This is a genomic window from Rufibacter glacialis (assembly GCF_008271745.1).
GTDB lineage: Bacteria > Bacteroidota > Bacteroidia > Cytophagales > Hymenobacteraceae > Nibribacter > Nibribacter glacialis.
In genome coordinates, this window is record NZ_VKKZ01000020.1 from 612,505 (window position 1) to 634,131 (window position 21,627).

At 52.9% G+C, this 21,627-nt stretch carries 15 protein-coding genes; 8 read left to right on the forward strand and 7 right to left on the reverse strand.

Going from position 1 to position 21,627, the window contains the following annotated elements; translation table 11 throughout:
• Positions 1–143: 143 nt before the first annotated feature.
• The 4 genes from FOE74_RS10860 (at position 144) to FOE74_RS10875 (ending at position 5,552) form a co-directional block, all read left to right on the forward strand.
• The gene (locus FOE74_RS10860) at positions 144–2,381 is read left to right on the forward strand and encodes an ATP-dependent helicase (protein WP_149098615.1); all 2,238 of its coding nucleotides are present in this window, start codon (positions 144–146) and stop codon (positions 2,379–2,381) included.
• A 192-nt stretch (positions 2,382–2,573) separates the two neighbouring features.
• The gene (locus FOE74_RS10865) at positions 2,574–3,242 is read left to right on the forward strand and encodes a DUF4290 domain-containing protein (protein ID WP_149098616.1); all 669 of its coding nucleotides are present in this window, start codon (positions 2,574–2,576) and stop codon (positions 3,240–3,242) included.
• 6 nt (positions 3,243–3,248) lie between these two features.
• Positions 3,249–4,553, forward strand: coding sequence for a UDP-N-acetylglucosamine 1-carboxyvinyltransferase (gene murA / locus FOE74_RS10870; protein ID WP_149098617.1), 1,305 nt, complete (start codon positions 3,249–3,251; stop codon positions 4,551–4,553).
• 201 nt (positions 4,554–4,754) lie between these two features.
• Positions 4,755–5,552, forward strand: a complete 798-nt coding sequence (locus FOE74_RS10875; RefSeq protein ID WP_188686606.1) for a DUF4349 domain-containing protein — start codon at positions 4,755–4,757, stop codon at positions 5,550–5,552.
• Positions 5,553–5,611: 59 nt separating this feature from the next.
• Here FOE74_RS10875 and FOE74_RS10880 read toward each other — a convergent pair whose 3' ends face one another.
• Positions 5,612–6,796, reverse strand: coding sequence for a THUMP domain-containing class I SAM-dependent RNA methyltransferase (locus FOE74_RS10880; protein ID WP_149098619.1), 1,185 nt, complete (start codon positions 6,794–6,796; stop codon positions 5,612–5,614).
• Positions 6,797–7,046: 250 nt separating this feature from the next.
• Between FOE74_RS10880 and FOE74_RS10885 the strand changes: the two genes are divergently transcribed.
• The 3 genes from FOE74_RS10885 (at position 7,047) to FOE74_RS10895 (ending at position 9,881) form a co-directional block, all read left to right on the forward strand.
• Positions 7,047–8,342 carry a sugar MFS transporter gene (locus FOE74_RS10885; RefSeq protein WP_149098620.1) on the forward strand — a complete coding sequence of 432 codons (1,296 nt, stop codon included), beginning with the start codon at positions 7,047–7,049 and terminating at the stop codon, positions 8,340–8,342.
• A gap of 149 nt (positions 8,343–8,491) precedes the next feature.
• Entirely contained in the window at positions 8,492–9,511 is a 1,020-nt protein-coding gene (gene murB / locus FOE74_RS10890) for a UDP-N-acetylmuramate dehydrogenase (protein WP_149098621.1), read from the forward strand.
• 31 nt (positions 9,512–9,542) lie between these two features.
• Positions 9,543–9,881, forward strand: coding sequence for a hypothetical protein (locus FOE74_RS10895; protein ID WP_149098622.1), 339 nt, complete (start codon positions 9,543–9,545; stop codon positions 9,879–9,881).
• A 131-nt stretch (positions 9,882–10,012) separates the two neighbouring features.
• Here the strand turns inward: FOE74_RS10895 and FOE74_RS10900 are convergent, their stop codons facing one another.
• The 4 genes from FOE74_RS10900 to FOE74_RS10915 form a co-directional block, all read right to left on the reverse strand.
• Positions 10,013–12,421, reverse strand: coding sequence for an endonuclease MutS2 (locus FOE74_RS10900; RefSeq protein ID WP_149098623.1), 2,409 nt, complete (start codon positions 12,419–12,421; stop codon positions 10,013–10,015).
• A 175-nt stretch (positions 12,422–12,596) separates the two neighbouring features.
• On the reverse strand, positions 12,597–13,376 hold the full coding sequence (locus FOE74_RS10905; protein ID WP_149098624.1) for a TIGR02757 family protein: 780 nt from the start codon (positions 13,374–13,376) through the stop codon (positions 12,597–12,599).
• A gap of 181 nt (positions 13,377–13,557) precedes the next feature.
• A complete protein-coding gene (locus FOE74_RS10910) occupies positions 13,558–14,544 on the reverse strand; it encodes a septal ring lytic transglycosylase RlpA family protein (protein ID WP_149098625.1) in 987 nt (328 codons plus the stop codon).
• Between the two features lie 267 nt (positions 14,545–14,811).
• The gene (locus FOE74_RS10915; protein WP_149098626.1) at positions 14,812–17,271 is read right to left on the reverse strand and encodes a type IA DNA topoisomerase; all 2,460 of its coding nucleotides are present in this window, start codon (positions 17,269–17,271) and stop codon (positions 14,812–14,814) included.
• A 312-nt stretch (positions 17,272–17,583) separates the two neighbouring features.
• On the opposite strand from FOE74_RS10915, the gene FOE74_RS10920 reads away from it, so the two are divergent.
• Positions 17,584–18,975 (forward strand): hypothetical protein, encoded by a 1,392-nt coding sequence (locus FOE74_RS10920; RefSeq protein ID WP_149098627.1) that lies wholly within the window; start codon positions 17,584–17,586, stop codon positions 18,973–18,975.
• 78 nt (positions 18,976–19,053) lie between these two features.
• Here FOE74_RS10920 and FOE74_RS10925 read toward each other — a convergent pair whose 3' ends face one another.
• On the reverse strand, positions 19,054–19,725 hold the full coding sequence (locus FOE74_RS10925; protein WP_225840772.1) for a carbonic anhydrase: 672 nt from the start codon (positions 19,723–19,725) through the stop codon (positions 19,054–19,056).
• Between the two features lie 14 nt (positions 19,726–19,739).
• Positions 19,740–21,302: a SulP family inorganic anion transporter gene (locus tag FOE74_RS10930; RefSeq protein WP_149098628.1), complete on the reverse strand. Its 1,563-nt coding sequence runs from the start codon at positions 21,300–21,302 to the stop codon at positions 19,740–19,742.
• Positions 21,303–21,627 lie beyond the last annotated feature (325 nt).

Here is a 21,627-nt window from a genome sequence, read left to right on the forward strand (position 1 = left end):
TTAAATTTTAAAGGAATGAAGCATCCTCGTTATATAATTGGAACCGCTACAGGCAAACCAGCAGGAATGCAGAACATGCCCTCTGATAATGCCACTTTATTCCGTAATTTTGTGTTCTCCCTGAAGATAGAATTATTGTGAGCATGGATTACCTGAAACTCCTGAATGAGTCACAGCGAGCCGCTGTTTTAAATACCGAAGGCCCTTGTATGATTATTGCCGGGGCGGGCTCCGGCAAAACCCGGGTGCTGACCTACCGCATTGCGCATTTGCTGGAGAAAGGGATTGATCCGTTCAATATCCTCTCCCTCACCTTTACTAACAAGGCCGCCAAAGAAATGCGGGGCCGGATTGAGAAAGTAGTGGGCCCCGAGGCCAAGAACCTTTGGATGGGAACCTTCCACTCCGTTTTCTCGCGTATCCTTCGGGCCGAGGCCCAGAAAATAGGCTATCCCAGCCACTTCACCATCTATGACTCTGATGATTCCAAAACGCTCATCCGGAACATTGTGAAGGAGATGAACCTGGATGACAAGCTCTACAAGCCCAACATGGTGCTGGGGCGCATCTCGGCGGCCAAAAACAAACTCATTTCGGTAGCGCAGTACCTGCGCGACCCGGCCATCCAAGCTGATGACGAAGCCGCGCTCCGCCCGAAAATAGGCCAGATTTTCAAAACCTATGCGGAACGCTGCTTCAAGGCCGGCGCCATGGACTTTGACGATTTGCTATTCAACACCAACGTGCTCTTCAGAGACCATGTGGACGTGCTGAACAAATACCAGCATATTTTCAGGTACGTGATGGTAGACGAGTACCAGGATACCAACTATAGCCAGTACCTGATCACCCGCAAACTTTCGGCGAAAGACCGCAACATCTGCGTGGTAGGGGATGATGCCCAGAGTATCTACGCCTTCCGCGGCGCGGATATCCAGAATATCCTCAACTTTGAGCGTGATTACCCAGAACTGGAAGTCTTCAAACTGGAGCAGAACTACCGCTCTACCCAGCACATTGTAAAGGCGGCCAACAGCGTCATCAAGAACAACAAGGCCCAGCTGCGCAAAGACGTGTTCTCTGAAAACGAGGAAGGCCAGCTCATTGACGTGATCAAAGCCAGCTCAGACAACGAGGAAGGTAAACTGGTAGCCCACGCCATCTTTGAGGAGAAGATGAACCAGCACCTCTCCTATGAGGATTTCGCCATCCTTTATAGAACCAACGCCCAAAGCCGGGCCATGGAAGAGGCCCTGCGGAAGATGAACATCAAATACCGCATTGTGGGCGGTTTGTCGTTCTACCAACGCAAGGAGATCAAGGATTTGATTTCGTATTTGCGCCTGGCCATTAACCATAACGACGAGCAGGCCCTGCGCCGGGTGATCAACTACCCTAAACGCGGCATTGGCGACACCACCATTGAGAAACTGATTGTGACCGCCAATGAAACCGACCACAGCCTCTGGGAAGTGGTGAGTCACGCCACCCAACTGGTAGGCGGAAGAGCGGGCGCGGCCATTGATGATTTCGCCACTAAGATCAAGAGCTTCGCGGTTATTGCCGAACAGAAGGACGCATTTGAGGCGGCTACTTATATTGCGAAGCACTCCGGGTTGGTAGACGACCTATACGCTGACAAATCTGTAGAGGGGCTAGCCCGGTACGAGAACATCCAGGAGCTGCTGAACGCCATCAAAGAGTTCGTGGACGACCCCGAGAAGGAAGACAATTCGCTGGCGCTGTTCCTGCAAGACATTGCCCTGCTCACCGACTCTGACACCAAGAAGGAAGAGGAAGGCGAGTACGTGACCATGATGACCATCCACTCGGCCAAAGGCTTGGAGTTCCGGAACGTGTTCATTGTGGGCATGGAAGAGAACCTGTTCCCGAGCCAGATGATGCTGCAAAGCCGCGCCGACCTGGAAGAGGAACGCCGTCTGTTCTACGTGGCCATCACCCGCGCTGAGAAGAAACTGACCCTCTCCTACGCCACCAGCCGCTACCAGTGGGGGAACCTGCGGGCCGCCGAGAAAAGCCGGTTTATTGACGAGATAGACCCAACCTTCCTCAACTTCAAATTCGGGGAGGAGCGCCCCACGTTTGAGAAGGTACTGCAGCGGAAAACGCCGGTTTCACAACTGGTTTCGCCGGTGAAGAAGCCGTCTGCGGCCCCTAACTACAACCCTCCGGCCGACTTTACGCCTAGTGACACCTCTAACCTACAGGCCGGTATGCGCGTAGAGCACCCTAAATTCGGGTTTGGCACGGTGGCCAAAATGGACACCCAGGGAAACTCTGTGAAAGCCATTATTGACTTTGAAGGGGTGGGCGAGAAAACCCTGCTCCTCAGTTTCGCCAAGCTGCGCATACACGCCTAAACGAAGACTCAAGACGTAAGATATAAGACAGAAGACTTCCCTTACTACCCGTTTTAGGCTTTATTTCCTGAATCAGGCCTAAAACGGGTAAGTTAATCATGACACCCTGGAAAATCTTGTGTCTTATGTCTGGTGTCTTATGTCCATCCGTATTTAATTCTTACTTTTGACCTTGCAACACACACTATCACCATGGTAGCCAGTTCCTCATTTAAACAAGAGCTTTTGCTGCGGGAGTACGGCCGCAACGTTCAGAACATTGTACAGTACATTCTCACCGTAGAGGACCGCACCAAACGCAACCAGCTGGCCCAGCTGCTGGTGAACCTGATGGGACGCCTGAACCCCAACGTAAAGGACATCCAGGATGCCCAGCACACCCTCTGGAATCACTTGTTTGTGATGTCTGACGGCAAACTGGACGTAGACGCCCCGTTTGAGCTGAGCGCCATGGACTACCTGAATGACAAGCCCCAGCGGGTAGATTACCCTACGCAGACGCCCCGTTACAAGCACTATGGCTCTAACCTGGAACGGCTCATTGACAAAGCCAAGCAGATCAATGATCCGCAGGAACGGGAAGCCGCCATCATCTCCATCGGGAAACTGATGAAAGTCCTGTACCGCACCTACAACAAGGACAGCGTCACAGATGAGGTCATTCTGGAGAACCTCCGCGAACTTTCCAAGAAAGAGCTGGACCTGGATCCTTCTCTGCTGGAAAAAGGCAATTTGTTTGAAAGTACCATTAAAACGCCGCAGGGCCCTGGAAACAACTTCCAACGGGAACAAAGCAACCAGAAGTACAAGAACAACAACAACCAGAACAAGAATAATCAGAATCGCAGCAAGAATAAATAAGAACGCATGGCTTCTTTTGAAGTAATAGGCGGCCGTACTTTACACGGCGAGATTATCCCACAGGGAGCAAAAAATGAGGCGTTACAGATCCTGTGCGCTGTATTACTTACCCCAGAACCAGTTACCATTTCCAATGTCCCCAACATCAGGGACGTGAACAAGCTGATTGAGCTCTTGGGCGACATGGGGGTAGACGTGGAGCAGACTGCTCCAGACACCTATGTGTTCAAAGCCGAGAACGTCAACCTGGACTACCTCTCCTCAGAAAGATTTGTGGAGCAGGCGCGTGCCATCAGAGGCTCTGTGATGATCCTGGGCCCTATGCTGGCCCGCTACGGGGTGGCCAAACTGCCTAAGCCCGGCGGAGACAAGATTGGTCGCAGAAGGCTGGACACGCACTTTCTGGCGTTTGAGAAGTTAGGTGCTAAGTTCACCTATGACGCCAATGACAGCTTCTACCACCTGGAAGGAAAAAACCTGAAAGGCACCTACATGCTGCTGGACGAGGCCTCCGTAACCGGGACCGCCAACATTGTGATGGCGGCCGTTTTGGCCGAAGGCATTACCACCATCTACAATGCCGCCTGTGAGCCTTATTTGCAGCAGCTGTGCAAGATGCTGGTACGCATGGGCGCCAAGATCAGCGGCATAGGTTCTAACATGCTCATCATTGACGGCGTGGAGAAACTAGGCGGGACCGAGCACCGCATGCTGCCCGACATGATCGAGATTGGCTCTTTCATAGGCCTGGCGGGCATGACCGGCTCAGAGATCACCATCAAAGACGCCCAGATAAGGGAATTGGGTCTGATCCCGGACACGTTCCGGCGGTTAGGCATCAAAATGGAGTTCCATGGCGATGACATCTTCATCCCGGCCCAGGATTCCTACGAGATTGACACCTACATTGACGGCAGTATCCTGACCGTTTCTGACCATACCTGGCCTGGCTTCACGCCTGACTTGCTGAGCATTGCCTTGGTAGTGGCTACGCAGGCCAAGGGTACGGTACTCATTCACCAGAAGATGTTTGAGAGCCGCTTGTTCTTCGTGGACAAACTCATTGACATGGGCGCGCAGATCATCCTCTGCGATCCGCACCGCGCCAACGTGATCGGGCAGAACAAGCAGGTGCCTCTACGCGGAATCTCCATGACCTCGCCTGACATCAGAGCAGGGGTTGCCTTGTTGATTGCCGCCCTTTCGGCCGAAGGTCGCAGTGTGATCCACAACATTGAGCAGATTGACCGCGGGTACCAGAACATTGACGGCAGGTTGAACGCCCTGGGCGCGCAGATCACCCGTATCTAGCGATCACAATAACGGCCATAGCCGATTTATATCAAAAAAGGGAAGTCATGTACATGGCTTCCCTTTTTTTGTCTTGCTTTCCTGACGGCCTTTTTAAACCAGGAAACGAAGGCTCAAACGATTACACCTGCTAACTTATTGCTGCCCCTTTTGCGGGTTACTTATTGGTACTGACGGCATTAAGGCTAAAAACCTATGCCTATGAAAACTGTTCAGACTGTACCCGTATGGATGCTCTTGTTGGGGATCTTTTCCCTGTTGATGGCCTGTGAGTCATCCCCGAAACAATCCTCTTCAGAGGCGATGGAAGCTACCGCTTCCCCAGATGCCACTGCGGAAAATAAGGAAACCCCACCCCAGCAAAATATCATCAAACATGCGGCTGTCCGGTTTCAGGTGCAGGACATGGCAAGCACTACCCAATACATTGAAAGTACCGCCCGAAAGCACCAAGGCCTGATTACCAATACGGGTCAACATACGGAGGGAGACGAGCACACCATAGACTTCGAGATCAGGGTGAGCCCCCAGAACTTCCTGCCTTTGCTAGACCAACTACAACAGCACAGCACCAAACTGGACTACCGCACCCTTTCCACGGATGATGTCTCCCTTGAGATGGTGGATGTGGCCGCTCGCCTTAAGGCCAAAAGAACGACAGAGGAAAGGTTTCTTAGCCTCCTGAAGGAAGCCAAAACCATAGAGGAGATCATCAAGGTGGAATATGAGTTGCAGCGGATCAGAGAAGACATTGAGCGGGCTGATGCCCGGCTAAGGCACCTTTCTGATCAGACTGCCTACAGCACCATCAAGCTGAGTATCTACCAAATAGTGCCCATGAGTTTCTCAGAACGGGTGGGTTTGGGGAGCCGCTTCTACAATGCCTTTGGCACCGGATGGCAGTTGTTCATTTCTTTGCTGGTAGGCGTCTGTTATCTATGGCCAGTGGTGCTTCTCCTGCTAGGGTTCTGGCTGGCTCGCAAGCATAGAATGGTGTAAAACAAACTTCCTGTTTAGGGGTCCTTTTCTAATAAGAAGCCCCTAAACAGGAAGTTACCTCAATCCTCAGATCCTTCTTTCTCCCTCCGGCTGCCGCGGTAGAGTTCGTACTTAAACAATCGGCATTCTATAGGCCCATTGTACAGCGGAATACGCCGTGAAGGCTTTAAGCCGATGTGTTTGGCGGCTTCCAGGTTTCCGGTGAAGAGGCAGGCGTCCCAGTTCTGGAAATTGGTCTTAAGCGTGTCTCCGATCATTTTGTAGAGGCCATTGATCTCGCTTTCCTCCCCTATCCGCTCGCCGTAAGGGGGATTCATGACAACCATTCCTTGTTCGGCTGGTTTCACGGCCTCTTTGAAGTCCAGTTGCTTTACCCGTACCAGATGCTCCAGTTCTGCATACTCCAGGTTCTGGAAAGCGGCCTCCACAAAGTCAGGGTCCACGTCAGACCCAAAGATCTCCACCTCAACCGTTGGGTCTTCCAGGGCCAGGGCGTCTTGGCGTACGCGCTCATACAAGGCAGCGTCATAATCAGGCCAGCGCATGAACCCGAAATCCTTGCGGTACAGGCCAGGCGCAATGTTATGGGCCAGCATGGCTGCCTCGGCCAGGAACGTACCCGAGCCGCACATGGGGTCATAGAGCGGGGTTCTCTTGTCCCAGCCACTCAGCAGCAGGATACCGGCCGCCAGCACTTCATTGAGCGGGGCCACGTTCGTCTGCTGGCGGTAACCACGACGGTGCAGAGAATCGCCGGAAGAATCAAGCGCCAAAGTCACGATGTTCTCGTGCATGTGCAGGTTGATGCGTACATCTGGGGTGGTCACGTCTACGCTGGGCCGCTGGCCGGTCTTGTCCCGGAACTGGTCTACAATGGCGTCTTTGGTGAGCTGCGACACAAACAACGAGTGCTCAAAAGTGGAACGGGCCACCACCGCGTTGATGGCGAAGGTGTCGTTCACTCCCAGGAACTGGCTCCAGTCCTGCTCCCTCACTTTCAGGTAGAGTTCCTTCTCATCACGGGCTTTGAACTGGGCAAAAGGCTTCAGGATCCTGATGGCGGTGCGGCACCAGAGGTTGGCCTGGTACAGCAGGTACTGGTTTCCGCTGAAGGTGACGGCCCGCACGCCTACTTTCACATATTGCGCCCCTAGGTCGCGGAGTTCCTGCGCCAGTACTTCCTCTAAACCAGCCAGGGTGGTGGCCGTCATGTTGAAATTGGCAGATGTTTTTGATTTAGCCATAGAATGCCTGAAATAGTTTGTGCGGGCGGTGGCCCGACAGATTCAAAAGAAGGGGCAATTTCGGAAAAAATACGGGGCTGCCACACACCTGTTTTGTCAACTTAGGTGCATTGACCAAATGGGTTAGTGAATAAACGCTCGCACTTATTAAAAAAATTTATTTTAATTAGCGGTATACCTGCACCTAAAACAAGATTTTTCCCGCATATTTGGTATTCCACGCACCTCTATCAAACTCTACTTAATTTACATGTCAAAAGTAATGTCTTCTCACCCCTCTGATCAAGCAGCCCAGGGCAGCCAGGTAAATTACACCCGGTCCATGGCCATCATCGGGGCCTTGTTTTTTGTGTTCGGGTTTGTAACCTGGCTCAACTCAGTCCTCATCCCCTACCTCAAGATCGCCTGCGAACTTAATAACTTTGAGTCGTATCTGGTCGCATTCGCCTTTTACATCGCGTATCTGGTCATGGGCATTCCTGCCGGCTGGCTTCTGAAAAAAACCGGCTACAAAAAAGGCATGTCAGCGGGCTTGCTGATCATTGCCATTGGGGCCCTGATTTTCATTCCGGCGGCCATGAGCCGTACCTATGCGTTGTTCCTACTGGGCTTGTTTGTGCAGGGTACCGGCTTAACAGTATTGCAGGCGGCGGTGAACCCCTACGTGTCCATCATCGGACCGGCGGAGAGTGCCGCCAAACGCATCAGTATCATGGGTATCTGTAACAAGATAGCCGGTTCTGCCGCTCCTTTTATCTTAGGTAGTATCTTACTGGCAGGCGCCGATGACCTGGTAGCCGGATTGGAGAACATGGACCTGGCGCAGAAAGCAGCCGGTCTGGATGCGCTTGCTTCGCGCGTGATCACTCCTTATCTGGTGATCACCGGTATTCTGGTAATCCTGGCGGTGTTCACCTATTTCTCAGGTCTGCCTGAAGTAGACACCGAGCAGGAGGACGAAACCGTAGCGGCCGCCAACACGGGCAAAACCAGCGTATTCCAATTCCCTCACCTGGTGATTGGGGCATTGAGCTTGTTCCTGTACGTGGGCGTGGAAGTAATGGCCGGTGATACCGTGATCAGCTACGCCTCCAGCCAGGGCATTCCCTTAGACGAAGCCACCCGCTTTACCACCTTCACCTTATGGGCCATGATTGCCGGTTACATTGTGGGAATTATTGCCATTCCAAAGTATTTGACTCAGCAGAAGGCTTTGCAGATCTGTGCCATTTTGGGAGTGGTTTTCACCTTATCGGCCATTTTCACCGAAGGGTATGTGTCTGTATTGAGCATTTCCTTGCTGGGTATCGCTAACTCATTGATGTGGCCTGCTATTTTCCCGCTGGCCATTGCTGATCTGGGCCGCTTCACCAAAATGGGTTCTTCCCTCCTCATTATGGGTATCGCTGGAGGCGCACTCCTTCCGCTTCTGTACGGTTTACTGGCTGACATCATCAATCCGCAGCAAGCTTACTGGATGATGGTACCGTGCTACCTGTTTATCTGGTATTTCGCGGCCATTGGGTATAGAATCAGAACCCGGTAAGTCCTTCCGTATTCAGCCTGCTTTTTGATAAGACGGCCAAACCCATAGAAAAAGCCACCCCAACCCGGGTGGCTTTTTCTATGGTAACCAGGTCTGCCGTTTTCTCTGCGCATTTCCGTACTTTTGCCCCACACTCAGCGTACCCGTTCATGATGATTCAAAAAGAGGCGTCTTTGCAGCCTTACAACACCTTTGGTATAGACGCAAAAGCCAGCCTTCTGGCAGAGTTCTCTTCGGTGGAAGAACTCCGGGAACTCCTTCAAAACCCCGAGGTACAGGCCCTGCCTACGTTAGTCTTAGGAGGAGGCAGCAACGTGCTCTTCACCCAGGATGTGGAAGCAGCGGTGCTTTTAAACCGGATCAAAGGCATTACCCAAACCCCAGAGGCAGACGGAAAACACGTGCTGGTTACCTCAGGCAGCGGCGAGACATGGCACGACCTGGTCCTTTACACGCTGGAGAACGACCTGGGTGGGATTGAGAACCTGTCGCTTATTCCGGGAACGGTGGGCGCGGCTCCGCTTCAAAACATAGGCGCCTACGGCGTAGAGTTGAAAGACACTTTCCAATCATTGGAAGCCTTGGTAATGGCTACTGGGAACGTGGTCACCTTTAATAAAGAGCAATGCGGTTTTGGATACCGTGAAAGCGTCTTCAAGAAGGAAGCCAAAGGTCAGTTTATTGTCACCTCAGTTACGCTGCGGCTAACCAAAGAGCACCAGTTCAATACCTCCTACGGGGCTATCCAGGATACCCTGGCCCAGCAACAGGTGAAGGAACTGAGCTTGAAAGCCATCAGTGAGGCGGTGTGCCACATCAGGAGAAGCAAATTACCAGACCCGGCCAAAATCGGGAATGCCGGCTCCTTTTTCAAAAACCCCGAGATTCCGCTGGCCCTGTTTGAAATTTTGAAATCACAGTACCCCGGCATCCCAGGCTACCCGGTTACCCCTGAAACCGTGAAAGTACCCGCCGGATGGCTCATTGAGCAATGCGGCTGGAAAGGCAAGGTATTGGGGGCTCATGGCGTGCACAAAGACCAGGCGCTGGTGCTGGTCAACTACGGCGGTGCCGCCGGAAATGACGTAAAAACCCTCGCCTACGAGATCATCACATCCGTAGAGGAGAAATTCGGCATCCGCCTTACCCCAGAGGTGAATATTATTTAAGGAGCTAGACAAAACCCAAACCTTTTCCTAATTGAAAGATTTCTTCTTCCAGGTATTTTGTAAAGGTCTTGGTGGCGAATTATTCAGAATTTTATTTTCCACCATTACCGTTCGCTACCAAGATCCTTTCAGGATGACAAAGGAGAAAGGTGAAGGAAAACAGGGGTTGAAAACAGGAAGAAACTCAGCTGTGCGTAGAGTTAGCTCTGCTGTCCGCTCAGTTGTGCGTAGAGTTAGCGGCAGCGCTCTATGCACAATTGAACCGCCAATCTCCAGATTGGCATGCTGTTACAAACAGGTACAAGCGCTTCTTCCATTCCATTATAGAAAGTACCCAAAGCCTTTTCAGAATGACAAAAAAGCAGGGTAACGAGTAAAAAGTACAGTTAGAACCTGATGCACAGATTAAAAAACAGAGAGGGGAGCCAGTTTTCACTGGCTCCCCTCTCTGTTTAATCCGTTTCAAGCCTGATTCCTAAAAACCAAGGTCAAAACCACCTATTACTTCAACACTATCACGGACACGCCGTCACCGCCGCGCTCTACGTGCTCATCACTTACGCTGGCTACTTCGCGCAGGGTGCGCACGTAATCCCGGATGATCATCTTCAGGATGCCGTTTCCGCGCCCGTGGATGATCTTCACCTCGGGCATGCCCAGCATGATGGCATCATCCATGAAATTCATCACGGTGGTCAGGGATTCCTCGGCGCGTTGGCCGCGTACGTCCAGCGTGTACTGGAAATCAGCCATGCGCTGTGTCACATCCAGGCCTCTGGATGGTACCGTGGCGGTGGCCAGTTCCTTTTCCTTCTTCGCCTTTTCACGCACCACGGTTGGGTCTGGGCGCTCCAGTTTCTCCAGCTTCACAATGGTCTTCAAGCCCCCGAAGCTCACTTCCGCGGTCTTGCCTTTGATAGCCAGCAGCTCGCCTACCGAATCTTGGCCAATCAACGCTACCCGTTCACCGGGTTGTAAAGGTCCGGTAGGCACTGAGCCATTGCGTTTGAACACCGGTTTAGGTTCAGGAATCAGCTTTTCTTTAAACGTCTCTAATTCCTGGCGTGCTACCTTGGTCTGCTCTTTGTCAGCCTGGCTGCGCTTGATCTGCTCAATAGTACTCTCAATTTGCTGGTTCGCATCTTTCAAGAGCAGCTTGGCCTGACCTTTGGCAGTCCGGATGATGTCCTGCTTGCTTTCCTCCAGGTGCTGCTTGAGGGCAGTATACTCTTCTACCTGTTTCTGCAGTTTCCGCTCATGCTTGGCTGCCGCGATGTTACGGCGCTCCAGGTCGGTTTTCTCCTGTTCCAGTTGCTCAAGCAATTTGTCGTAGCGTATCTTCTCCTTCCCTACCAGGGTACCCGCCTTGTCAATGATGTGCTTCGGCAAGCCGATTTTACGGGCGATCTCCAGGGCGAAGGAAGAACCGGGTTTGCCTATCTCCAGTTGGTAGAGCGGTTGCAGTTCAGCGGGGTTGTAACGCATGGCCCCGTTTACAATGCCATCGTTCTTCTCCGCGAAGTTCTTCAGGTTGGTGTAGTGGGTGGTGATCACGCCAAACACTTTCTGCTGGTGCAACTGGCCTAACACGGCCTCGGCAATGGCCCCGCCCAGGGCGGGCTCCGTACCCGTCCCGAACTCATCAATCAGCACCAATGACTTCTTATCTGCCAGCAACACGAACTGCTTCATGTTCTGCAAGTGGGAGCTGTAAGTACTCAAGTCATTCTCAATGGATTGTTCATCGCCCATGTCCAGGAACACGTCACTGAACAGGCCGGCCTCTGAACCTTCTTCCACCGGAATCAACAGACCGCACTGCAGCATGTACTGCAAGAGGCCAGCCGTTTTCATGGCCACGGATTTACCCCCGGCATTGGGACCCGAGATCAACAGGATACGCTGTTCCTGATCCAGTTCCAGCGACAAAGGCACGGCTTTCTTGCCCTGTGCCTGCAAGGTAAGGTGCAAAATGGGGTGCCGGGCGTTCTTCCATTTCATGACCGGCCGCTTTTGCAGCTCCGGCATGATGGCACCCAGTTTATTGGCCACCACCGATTTGGCCCTGATAAAGTCCAGCAAAGACAGGAATTGGTACGCTTTGCGCAAGCCCGGCAGGTGGTGCCGCACCTGGTTTGTGACCGCGGTCAGTAACCGGATCAGTTCGCGGTGGTAGGCGTTCTCCAGGTCTTTGATGTCATTGTTCAGTTCAAAGACGCTTTCGGGCTCCAGGAAAACGGTCTGGCCCGTGGCCGATTCATCATGGATCAACCCTTTGATGCGGCGCTTGTACTCGGCAATGACCGGGATCACCAAACGGCCACCCCGAATGGTAGGCTCGGCATCTCCAGGCGTCCAGCCTTCGTTCTTGGCGTGGCGCAGGATGCTGCTGATGGTCTTCCGGAGCTGCGTCTGTTGCCCGATCAGGTCGCGCTTCACCCGTTGTAGTTCCGGCGAGGCATCATCTTTCACGTGGCCGTTGTCGTCTACCAGTTTCTCCAGCGACGCCACCAAGGCACGGTCTACCTCCACGCCTTCGGTTAAGGCCTTGAGGGTGGGGTATTCGCCTTCCTCCGACTCCACAAAGAAGCCCAGGGCTTGACGGATGGCCCGCAAGGACATCTTCACCTCAAACACGCCGCGCACCTCCAGGAACGCCCCTTCCAAAGAAGCGCGGTTCAGGTGCTCGGTGACGTCAAAGTAATAGCTGGCGGGGAAATCCTCGCCGGAGCGCAGGATATTGGCGAACTCATGCGTTTGCAGTAACAGGCGCTGCACCAGGTCAAAGCGGTCCAGGAAAGACACGCGCTCCACGAACTTCCGCCCCAGCGGACTCAGGCACGCCTCAGACAACATCTCCCGAATTTGGGTAAACCCTATTTTCTGCTCAAAATTTGATGGATATATCAAGTCTCTTCTTTTTCTAGTTTTATTTTTTTCTGCTTCTGGCCCGCTTTTACAAAAGTAGCGCAAATACGGGATTGGGTAGCATTTCAGAACACCTCGCTGCCCCGGTATGTTCCGTGACGCCTAAGAATTATTCAGGCACTCCTAACTTAACATATATTTCCACCTAAAGACACCATCAGAACTTTTCCTCTATCCCCAAGCCAAACAGCGCGTAGTCATATTTCACTGGATCTGCGGGATCATACTGGCGCAGGTTCTGGGTAAGTTCCTCGGCCATGGCCCAGTCTGATTGGGTGCGTTGGATAATGCCTAGTCTGCGGGCCACGCGCTGCACGTGCACATCACAGGGGCAAACCAGATCTGCAGCAGACATTTGGTTCCAGATCCCGAAATCTACTCCGGCCTTATCCTGGCGGACCATCCAGCGCAGGTACATGTTAATGCGTTTACACGCTGATTTCTTGGTCGGGGTGGAAATGTGCTTCCGGGTACGGTGAGGAGCCTCCGGCAACGAGAACACGAGGTTGTAAAAGTGCTCCAGCCGGGCTTTCTGAGTGGCTAGCGGTACGGCCCCCTCTCCCATGAATGCCTCCTCCAAACTTTCATGCCGCTCATAAAACCACCGGAAGAAATGGACCAGGTACAGCAAATCAGTGTCATTGAAGGTGCGGTGCTTGAAGCCGAGGAGTTGTTTCAGGTCCTCGTCCTGGTGCTGCGTGATGAACTGGTAGGGCGCGTGGTCCATGCGTTGCAGCAATTGGTGGCATTTGCTGATAATGGTCTTGCGCTGCCCCCAGGCCAGAATGGCCGCAAAGAACCCGGCAATCTCTATGTCCTGCTTCTGGGTGAACAAATGCGGGATAGAGACCGGGTCATGCGGAATGAAGTCTGGGGTGTTGTACCGCCGGAAGCGGTCTTCCAGTAAAGCTTCTAGTTGGGCATGGCTATAGGTCATGAAGGGCAATTGGGTAAATCCACTGGGTAAGAAACAGAAAAGGGGTGGTTTGGTTAAAAATAACAAGAAACTCCTTTTAGCCGGAAGAGCAGTTTTCCCTGTTTAAATGGAAAAAGAGGCAAAAAACGGTTCCTAAGGAAGTCCCGTTTTTTGCCTCTTTCCATCAAAAATTAGAGAAAACCTAAGGCATGTAAGACACTTCTACTCTGAAGCGTTTATCTACGGCTCCAATCTGCTGGCAGGCTTTCTTGGACAGTTTCACCAACACTTTGTCATTGTCACCGGTAGCGGGCAGCTTGCCAATCACACGCACGTACACGGTCTGGTCGTTCATGGGGTTTTTCACCGCCATGATGGTGCCTACCGGGGCGGTTTTGTGCAGGGCCAGGAATTTATTGGCGTCGGTGCGGGTCTCAATCTGTTCGGCCATGCCGCTCTCATTCACTCGAGACACATATTCTGTGGTTTTGGCTACGGGCCTCTCTTCTGCGCTATCTGGTTTAGGGGCAGTCGCCGCAGGTTTGGCTGGCGTGATGGGCTTGGCCGTGGTGGCCACTGCTGGCGTGGTGGCGGGGGTGTTCACCGCTTTTTTAGGGGCGGTAACCACGTCATCAGTCTCTGGGGTATATACCTTGGCGCTGGCGGCGGCTTGGTTAGGGGCTTTTTCGCCCACGCCCACAATCAGGCTCTGGCCTACCTTCACCGTGGAAGCGGTCAGGTTGTTCCACTTCTTCAGATCGTCAATGCTCACATTATGCTGGTTGGCGATGGAGAAAAGCGTCTGACGGGCCTGTACTGTGTGGCGCTTGTTTCCCTTGGCGTCTACCTCATAGGTACGGTTCGCCGCCGGACTGGCCACCGGTTCCGGGGAAGCAGCGGCTGCTGAAGCGGTACCAGAGGCGCCCGGTCTCAAAGGAATAAGCACCGTCTGCCCTACTACCAGGGCCTTGTCCACGTTCTTGTTGGCTTCCACAATCTTCGCCACGGCCACCCCGTATTTGCGGGCCAGCGCATAGAGGGTCTCCCCTGGGGTCACCTTATGGGTGATGTAGGTTTTCCCGTTCTGGGTTTTGATTCCGGTGGAATCACGGAGGAACAAAGTCTCAGCAGAGGCGGCACTGTATGAAAACAGAGCACAACCTAACACAAACACAAACTTCTTTAACATGGACTCTATTTCAATTAGCTAATACAACATAAAGGGCAGGCTTTGGGGCAAAGGCCTCCGCAGAAACGTCTTGCCCTCCCCAACAACGGGAGTTTCATACAACCAACGGCACCTCCCAGCCTATCTTTAAACGGCCAAAACCCTTGCGGGGGTGTAAGTTACCAAAAAAGTTAGAAACCTTCTTCCCTGCATTTCCGTTTAGAGGCCGCTTTGCCACGTCTTGCTTCTGCCGGGGGCTGTTTTTTGCTTCCTTTGCAGAAATCGGGCCTAAAACAGGTAGACCACTTTATATTCTTCGTTCAGCTTGAGGGCCGCTTCAAATTTATTACCCGTCTTGGGCGAGGTGAATCCTTTGATCTTCCCGGTCTTCCCTTTCAACACCAAGGCCTTGATGTGGCTTTCTGACAAAGCCTTACCGTGCACTTCAAACGGCACCACAAACTGGCACCCTTCCCGGAAGCGGCTGCAGCCGTACGCGGTTTTGCCTTTGAGCAACTGGCCCTGACTGCATTTAGGGCAGATCATGACCAGCGGCTTGGTTTCCTTGGCTTCGGCTTTCTCCAGTTGCAGCTCATGCGCCGGAGACAACACCAGGGCCGCATCAAATTTCTCGCCGGTGGCCTCGTCTACAAATCCTTTGATAACCGGGCTTTTGCCTTTCTTCAGGAGCGCCTGCACCTGCTTTTCGCCTAAGGGTTTGCCCTGGAAAGACATGGGCAACCTGAAGGTGCAACCTTCCCGGAAGCGGGCACAGCCGTAGGCCTGGCTGCCTTTCAAGATAGAACCAGTGCCGCAGGCCGGGCAGGCGCCTAGCACCCCCGCCGCCGAAGGAGCATTTTTAGCCTCTTTTTTGGGTTTCGGCTCTTTTTTGGCTGGTTCTTTTTCCTGGGGTTTGGCGGCCTCCAGGGGTTGCAAGGTCACAGTATGGGTGTCCTGCTTTACCTCCTGTACCATCTCCCACACCAACTGCTTCAGTTCCTGCAGGAATACATCGGCCCCAAACTCGCCGCCTTCAATCTGCCGGAGCTTTTTCTCCCATTGCCCCGTCATCTCCGCCGACTTAAGCGTGGGGTTCTTGATAACCTGGATCAGGTCAATGCCCATCTGGGTGGGCAGGATCTTCTTTTTCTCCTTCCGGATGTAGTTGCGTTTGAACAGGGTCTCTATGATGGCGGCGCGGGTGGAAGGCCGGCCGATGCCGTTTTCCTTCAGGGCCTCTTTCAGTTCATCGTCTTCCACCTGCTTGCCGGCCGTTTCCATGGACCGCAGCAAGGTGGCTTCAGTATAGTCTTTGGGCGGGCTGGTGGATTTGCGCTCCAGCAGGGGCTCATGCGGACCGCGCTCGCCGGCGTCAAAATGCGGCAGCACTGCCAGGTCTTCTTCTTTCTCCTCGCCCTCGGCGGAAGGTTTGCCGGCGGGTTTAGGGGCGGCCGGGTTTTCCTCGGGCCCGTAGACCACGCGCCAGCCTGGGTCCAGGATCTGCTTTCCTTTGGCCCGGAAAGCATGCTTGGCCGCTTCGCCGTTTACCACCGTGTTGCTCACGATACAATCTGGATAGAAAGCCGCAATGAACCGTTTGGCCACTACGTCAAACACCTTGGCCTCGGTACCGAACAATCCTCTGGCCTCGGCCCCGGTGGGAATAATGGCGTGGTGGTCGGTGACCTTGTTATTGTTGAAGACCTTTGCTGATTTCCTGATCTTCTTGCCCAGCAGTTCCTGGGTGAGGTGCTGGTAGCCCGTGAGGCCGCTCAGAATGTTGGGGATCTTGGGGTAGATATCATCTGGAAGGAACGTGGTGTCTACCCGGGGGTAGCTGACCACTTTCTTCTCATACAGGCTCTGCACCGTCTTGAGAGTCTCGTCTGCTGACATGCTAAACTTGTTGTTGCACTCCACCTGCAAAGAGGTAAGGTCAAAGAGCCGCGGCGAACTCTCAGTGCCCCGTTTGGTTTCCACGTCTTTGATCTCAAACTCGGCGGGTCTGATCTGCTCCAGAATGGCCTGCCCCTGGGCTTCGTCTTTGAAACGGCCCGAGGTGCTGCTGAAGGTAACTTCGCGGTACACGGTCTTCAGCTCCCAGAAGGGTTCTGATTTGAAGTTGACGATCTCCAAATGGCGGTGCACAATCATGGCCAGGGTAGGTGTCTGCACCCGTCCCAAAGACAGCAGTTGCCGCCCCTGGGCGTATTTCACGGTGAAAAGGCGGGTAGCATTGATGCCCAGGAGCCAGTCGCCAATGGCGCGGCTCTTGCCGGCCTGGTACAGCTGGTCAAACTCCTTGCCGTCGCGTAGCTGCGCGAAGCCCTGCCGGATGGCTTCCTCGGTGAGAGAGGAAATCCAGAGGCGCTTGAAGGGCTTTCGGTATTTGGCCTGGTGCAAGACCCAGCGCTGGATCACCTCCCCTTCCTGGCCGGCATCCCCGCAGTTGATCACTTCCTCGGCATTGTCCAGCAGGGTCTGGATGATCTTGAATTGCTGCTCTACCCCTTTGTTGCTGATGAGCTTGATGTCAAACCGCTCTGGCACCAGGGGAAGGTCTGGCAGGTACCAGCGTTTCCAGTTGGGGTTGTAGTCGTCGGGTTCGCAGAGCTGGCAGAAGTGCCCGAAGGTCCACGTGACCTGGTACCCGTTGCCTTCAAAATAGCCGTTCATCTTGGTGCGGGCACCAAGCACTTGGGCAATCTCACGGGCGACACTGGGTTTTTCGGCGATGCAGAGTTTCAAGGCAGTTTCTTACTATTTACGTCAAAATCGACAGGCAAAGGTACGCAAAATAGAAGGTTTCCACCAACCTTGGACCGACTCCTAACATATAGCACTTTACCTATGTTGTAAAATTTTATCAACCAAAAACCGATTTCCTTTACCATTTCTCCATCAATCAGTTACCTCCCTTATACAACCTTCTATGCATAAAGAAGACCTATCCATTTTTGGGATTTACACTTAACCAAGCCCAAACAGCCTCGTATAAACTAACCGGTGCCTTTGGTGGCATCTGCAGAATCCATCATTCACCTTAAACTATAAACAACTATGAGAAATCACGGAAATTCAGGGTACGATGCCTTTAACACGTATCGTTCTGGACACGAGAACACCAATCGTAGTGAATGGGGCAGCTTGGGCAACCGTACGGAAGGCCAAGGCAATAAGGATTACCAGTCTTACGGGGGCAGCGGCAACCGCGGCAACACCGGAGACCGTGGTGAAAGCAATTTCACCAGCCAAGGCGGATCAGTTTACAGTGGCCGCTTGGGTGACAGACAAGAAAACCATTACAGCAGCCAAGGCTCCAACTACGGAGGAAACCAATACCGCTCTGGCAACCAAAGCGGAAACCAAGACCATAACAGAGGCAATATGAGCGGCGGCCAGTACGGCAACTCCAGCGGCTGGAGCGGCCACTCTATGCAGGGCGGCAACTCCATGCAGAACCGGGGCGGATCATCCCATATGGGGGGCTACGGTTCCTCTAACATGGGTAGCTCAGGGTATGGCTCTTCTAACATGGGCGGCTCAGGAATGGGCAGCCAGAACAGCATGAACACCGGTGGCTATGGTGCCTATGGTTCAGGTTCAGGCAGCCACGGCTCGCACAGTGGTTCCAACTACGGCCAAAGCGGTTCTTCCAACACCGGCGGCTCTTCTTCTAACATAGGAACCTATGGGGGCGCCCGTTCCGGCTACGCCGGGTCTTCATCCGGGCACACCTCTGGTGGGGCCATGGACAGAGGCAACGCCTACAGCAACTACGGAAGCTCCAATGACTTCAGAGGCTCCGGGTCTGGCTACGGCTCATCTGGCAGCTATGGGAGCCAACGCGGAGGCCAATCCTCTGGCTCCGGCAATTACGGAGGATCTTTTGGACACAGCGGGTCTTCGTATGGGAACAATTCTGAATCTAATTACGGGCAGTCATCCAGAGGCGGTTCTGGATATGGAATGAGCGGCTCAGGAATGGGCATGGGCTCCGGTATGGGGTCTTCCTCTGGCATGAACCGCGGCTCCAACTCTTGGGACAGTGACCGCCACTCCAGCGGAAACTCCAACATGTACGGTACCAACAACCAAAGCAGCCATCGCGGCGGCAGCAGCTGGATGAACCAGGATGATGACAATGACCATGCCCGCTTCAGCCACGGAAACGCCAACGAGAACCGTTATTCAGATGACTACAGCCATCCGTCTAACATGAACCGCGGCAGCAGCTATGACCAAGATAGGTACAGCCAGAACCGCAGTAATGATGATGACAACCGGGAAGACGAAGGTTTCTTCGGAAAAATCACGCACGGCATCAAAGACGCCTGGAACAGCATAGCCGGCGATGATGACAACAATGACTATGACAGCAACCGGAGAAACTCTTCTTCCGGCACCCCACCCTATAACTATGGGTCCGGCTCAAACAATGCCGGCTGGTAATTACCTCCTATAGAAATAAGAAAGCCCCACCAATTTGGTGGGGCTTTCTTATTATAAAACGAATGTAAACAAAGGTTTCTACCGCCCTGCCTCTTGCATGCCGTAAATATGCTCAAACCGCTTGATCATGCCGGTTTTGATATTCAGGTTATGCAGGATGCCGTCATTGATGTCATACACCAACCCGTGTAGTTGCGGGGGCTCCTCGTTTTTGAGGGCATTCTGGATGATAGACGTTTTGGAGAGGTTGATCACCTGCTCTGTCACGTTCAACTCCACCAACCGGCGCAAACGCTGATTTTCATCAGTGATGGCATCCAGCTCCTCTTCGTGCAGCCTGATCACGTCTTTGATGTTGGTGAGCCAGTTGTCAATGAGGCCAAATTGCTTGTCGCTCATGGCCGCGGCTACCCCGCCGCAACCGTAGTGCCCTACTACCATCACGTGTTTCACCTTAAGCACCTCCACGGCATATTGCAGCACAGACAAAAGGTTCATGTCTGTGTGCACCACCATGTTGGCGATGTTCCGGTGCACGAACATTTCTCCCGGACCGGTTCCGGCTATCTGACTGGAGGGAACCCGGCTGTCTGAGCAGCCAATGAAGAGGTACTTAGGGGCTTGGCCTTTGGCAGAGCGCTCAAAGAACCCAGGGTCTTCCTGTTGCTTGAACTCTACCCATTCACGGTTTCCTTTGAAGATTTTCTCCATGTCTGGGTGCAGGGGCTGGCTATCAATAATTCTTTCCATATTGTTTTATCTGATTAGTGCATGTTCATGGTGGCTACCGAGGGAATATCGCGGAGCGTTAACCGGATATCTTTCTCATGTGCAACCGTTTTAAAGTTTTCAATGGCCTCCAGCACATCATAGTCAATGTAGGTGGAGTGTGAGCCGTCAATGAGGACTTCGCTTTTCTCAGGCAGATGGTCTAGGGTGAGCGCCACGCTGGCCTTGTTCAGGAAAGAGACGTTCTCGCTGAGCTTGATATGTATTTTCTCCTCGCCGTTATGGTTCTCGCGCTTGAAGAAGTACGGCGACTTGTAGTTGGCTTTCAGGATGTAGAAAACGCCTACCACCAAACCGATGGAAATACCCTTTAGCAAATCTGTGAACACAATGGCCACAATGGTGATGATGAACGGCAGGAACTGGTCTAAGCCTAATTTCCACTGGGTTTTATAAAGGGCCGGCTTGGTCAGTTTGAAACCTACCTGCAAGAGTACCGCCGCCAAAGCCGCTAAAGGCACGTTTCTGAGAAAACTGGTCAAAAACAGGATGCTTAACAAAAGGAAGATACCGTGGAAGAAAGAGGCAAATCTGGTCTGCCCACCGGCATTCACGTTGGCTGAACTGCGGACGATCACCGAGGTAACCGGAAGACCGCCAATCAGACCGCTGAGCAAATTACCTACCCCCTGGGCTTTCAACTCCCGGTTGGTGGGGGTGCGGCGCTTATGGGGGTCTAATTTATCTACGGCTTCTACACTCAAAAGACTTTCCAGGCTGGCTACAATGGCCAGGGTAACCCCTACCACATATACCGCCGGGTTGGCGAAAGCAGACCAATCTGGGAACCGCAGTTCCGCCAGCAGAGAAGCAGGACCAGAGATCTCAGGCAGTTGCACCAAATGGGAATCTGCAATGGCCAGGGCCGGTATAGAACTGGAGAATAAGAGATTAAGCAAAATGGAGACCAGCACCGCCACCAGAGCGCCCGGCACCAGTTGGAATGCCCTGATTTTCTTCATGAAGGGTTGCTCCCACAAGAGCAGGATAGCCAAAGAAACCACCCCCACTATCAGCGAACCTACCTGTAGTTTATTACTAAACGCGTAAGAAATCTCAGAGAACGTGTTCCGGCCATCTGCCTGGGAAAAACTAAGGTCCCCTAGGAAATCCTCATCAGCACCCAGGAAGTGGGGGATCTGCTTTAACACCAGGATCAAGCCAATGGCGGCCAGCATACCCTTGATCACCGAAGATGGGAAATATAGCCCAATGATGCCCGCCTTCAGGAAGCCTAAGACAATCTGCAGCACCCCACAGATCACTACGGCCAGCAAAAAGGCCTCAAAGGTGCCTAGTTCCGTGATTCCGTTCAAGACGATCACGGTGAGGCCCGCAGCCGGCCCACTCACACTCAGTTGGGAACCACTCAGCATGGAAACCACCACTCCGCCTACCACCCCGGCTATCAACCCAGCAAAAAGGGGAGCCCCAGAGGCCAGCGAAATCCCCAAACAGAGAGGAACCGCCACCAGAAATACCACTAATCCGGATGATAGGTCTTTGCCTATCGCATCAAACATCCCTCTTTCTTTCATATGCGCTTCTTTTGGCGTCAAGTTGCCAAACTTGCAACTGTGCTTTACCTTTTTTATAGATTCTCGCACAAAAGTCACGCAATGGAATTAAGATCGAATTAAAACCAGATTAAAATTTGATTAAAATCAACAATACTTTTTAACGCAGAGGCCTTTTGAAAGCTGAACCAGAGCAGGTTTAAGGGCTGGTTTTCACAAACTATAGGTGAAACGCTTTCCTTATCCAACAACCACCCGCCAAAGAACTTTGGGTTTGATTACCGGCTGTTTTGCGGGCTTTTCCTTTAAAACAGGAGGAAAACACCTCCCCTTCCTGAGTGCCTTC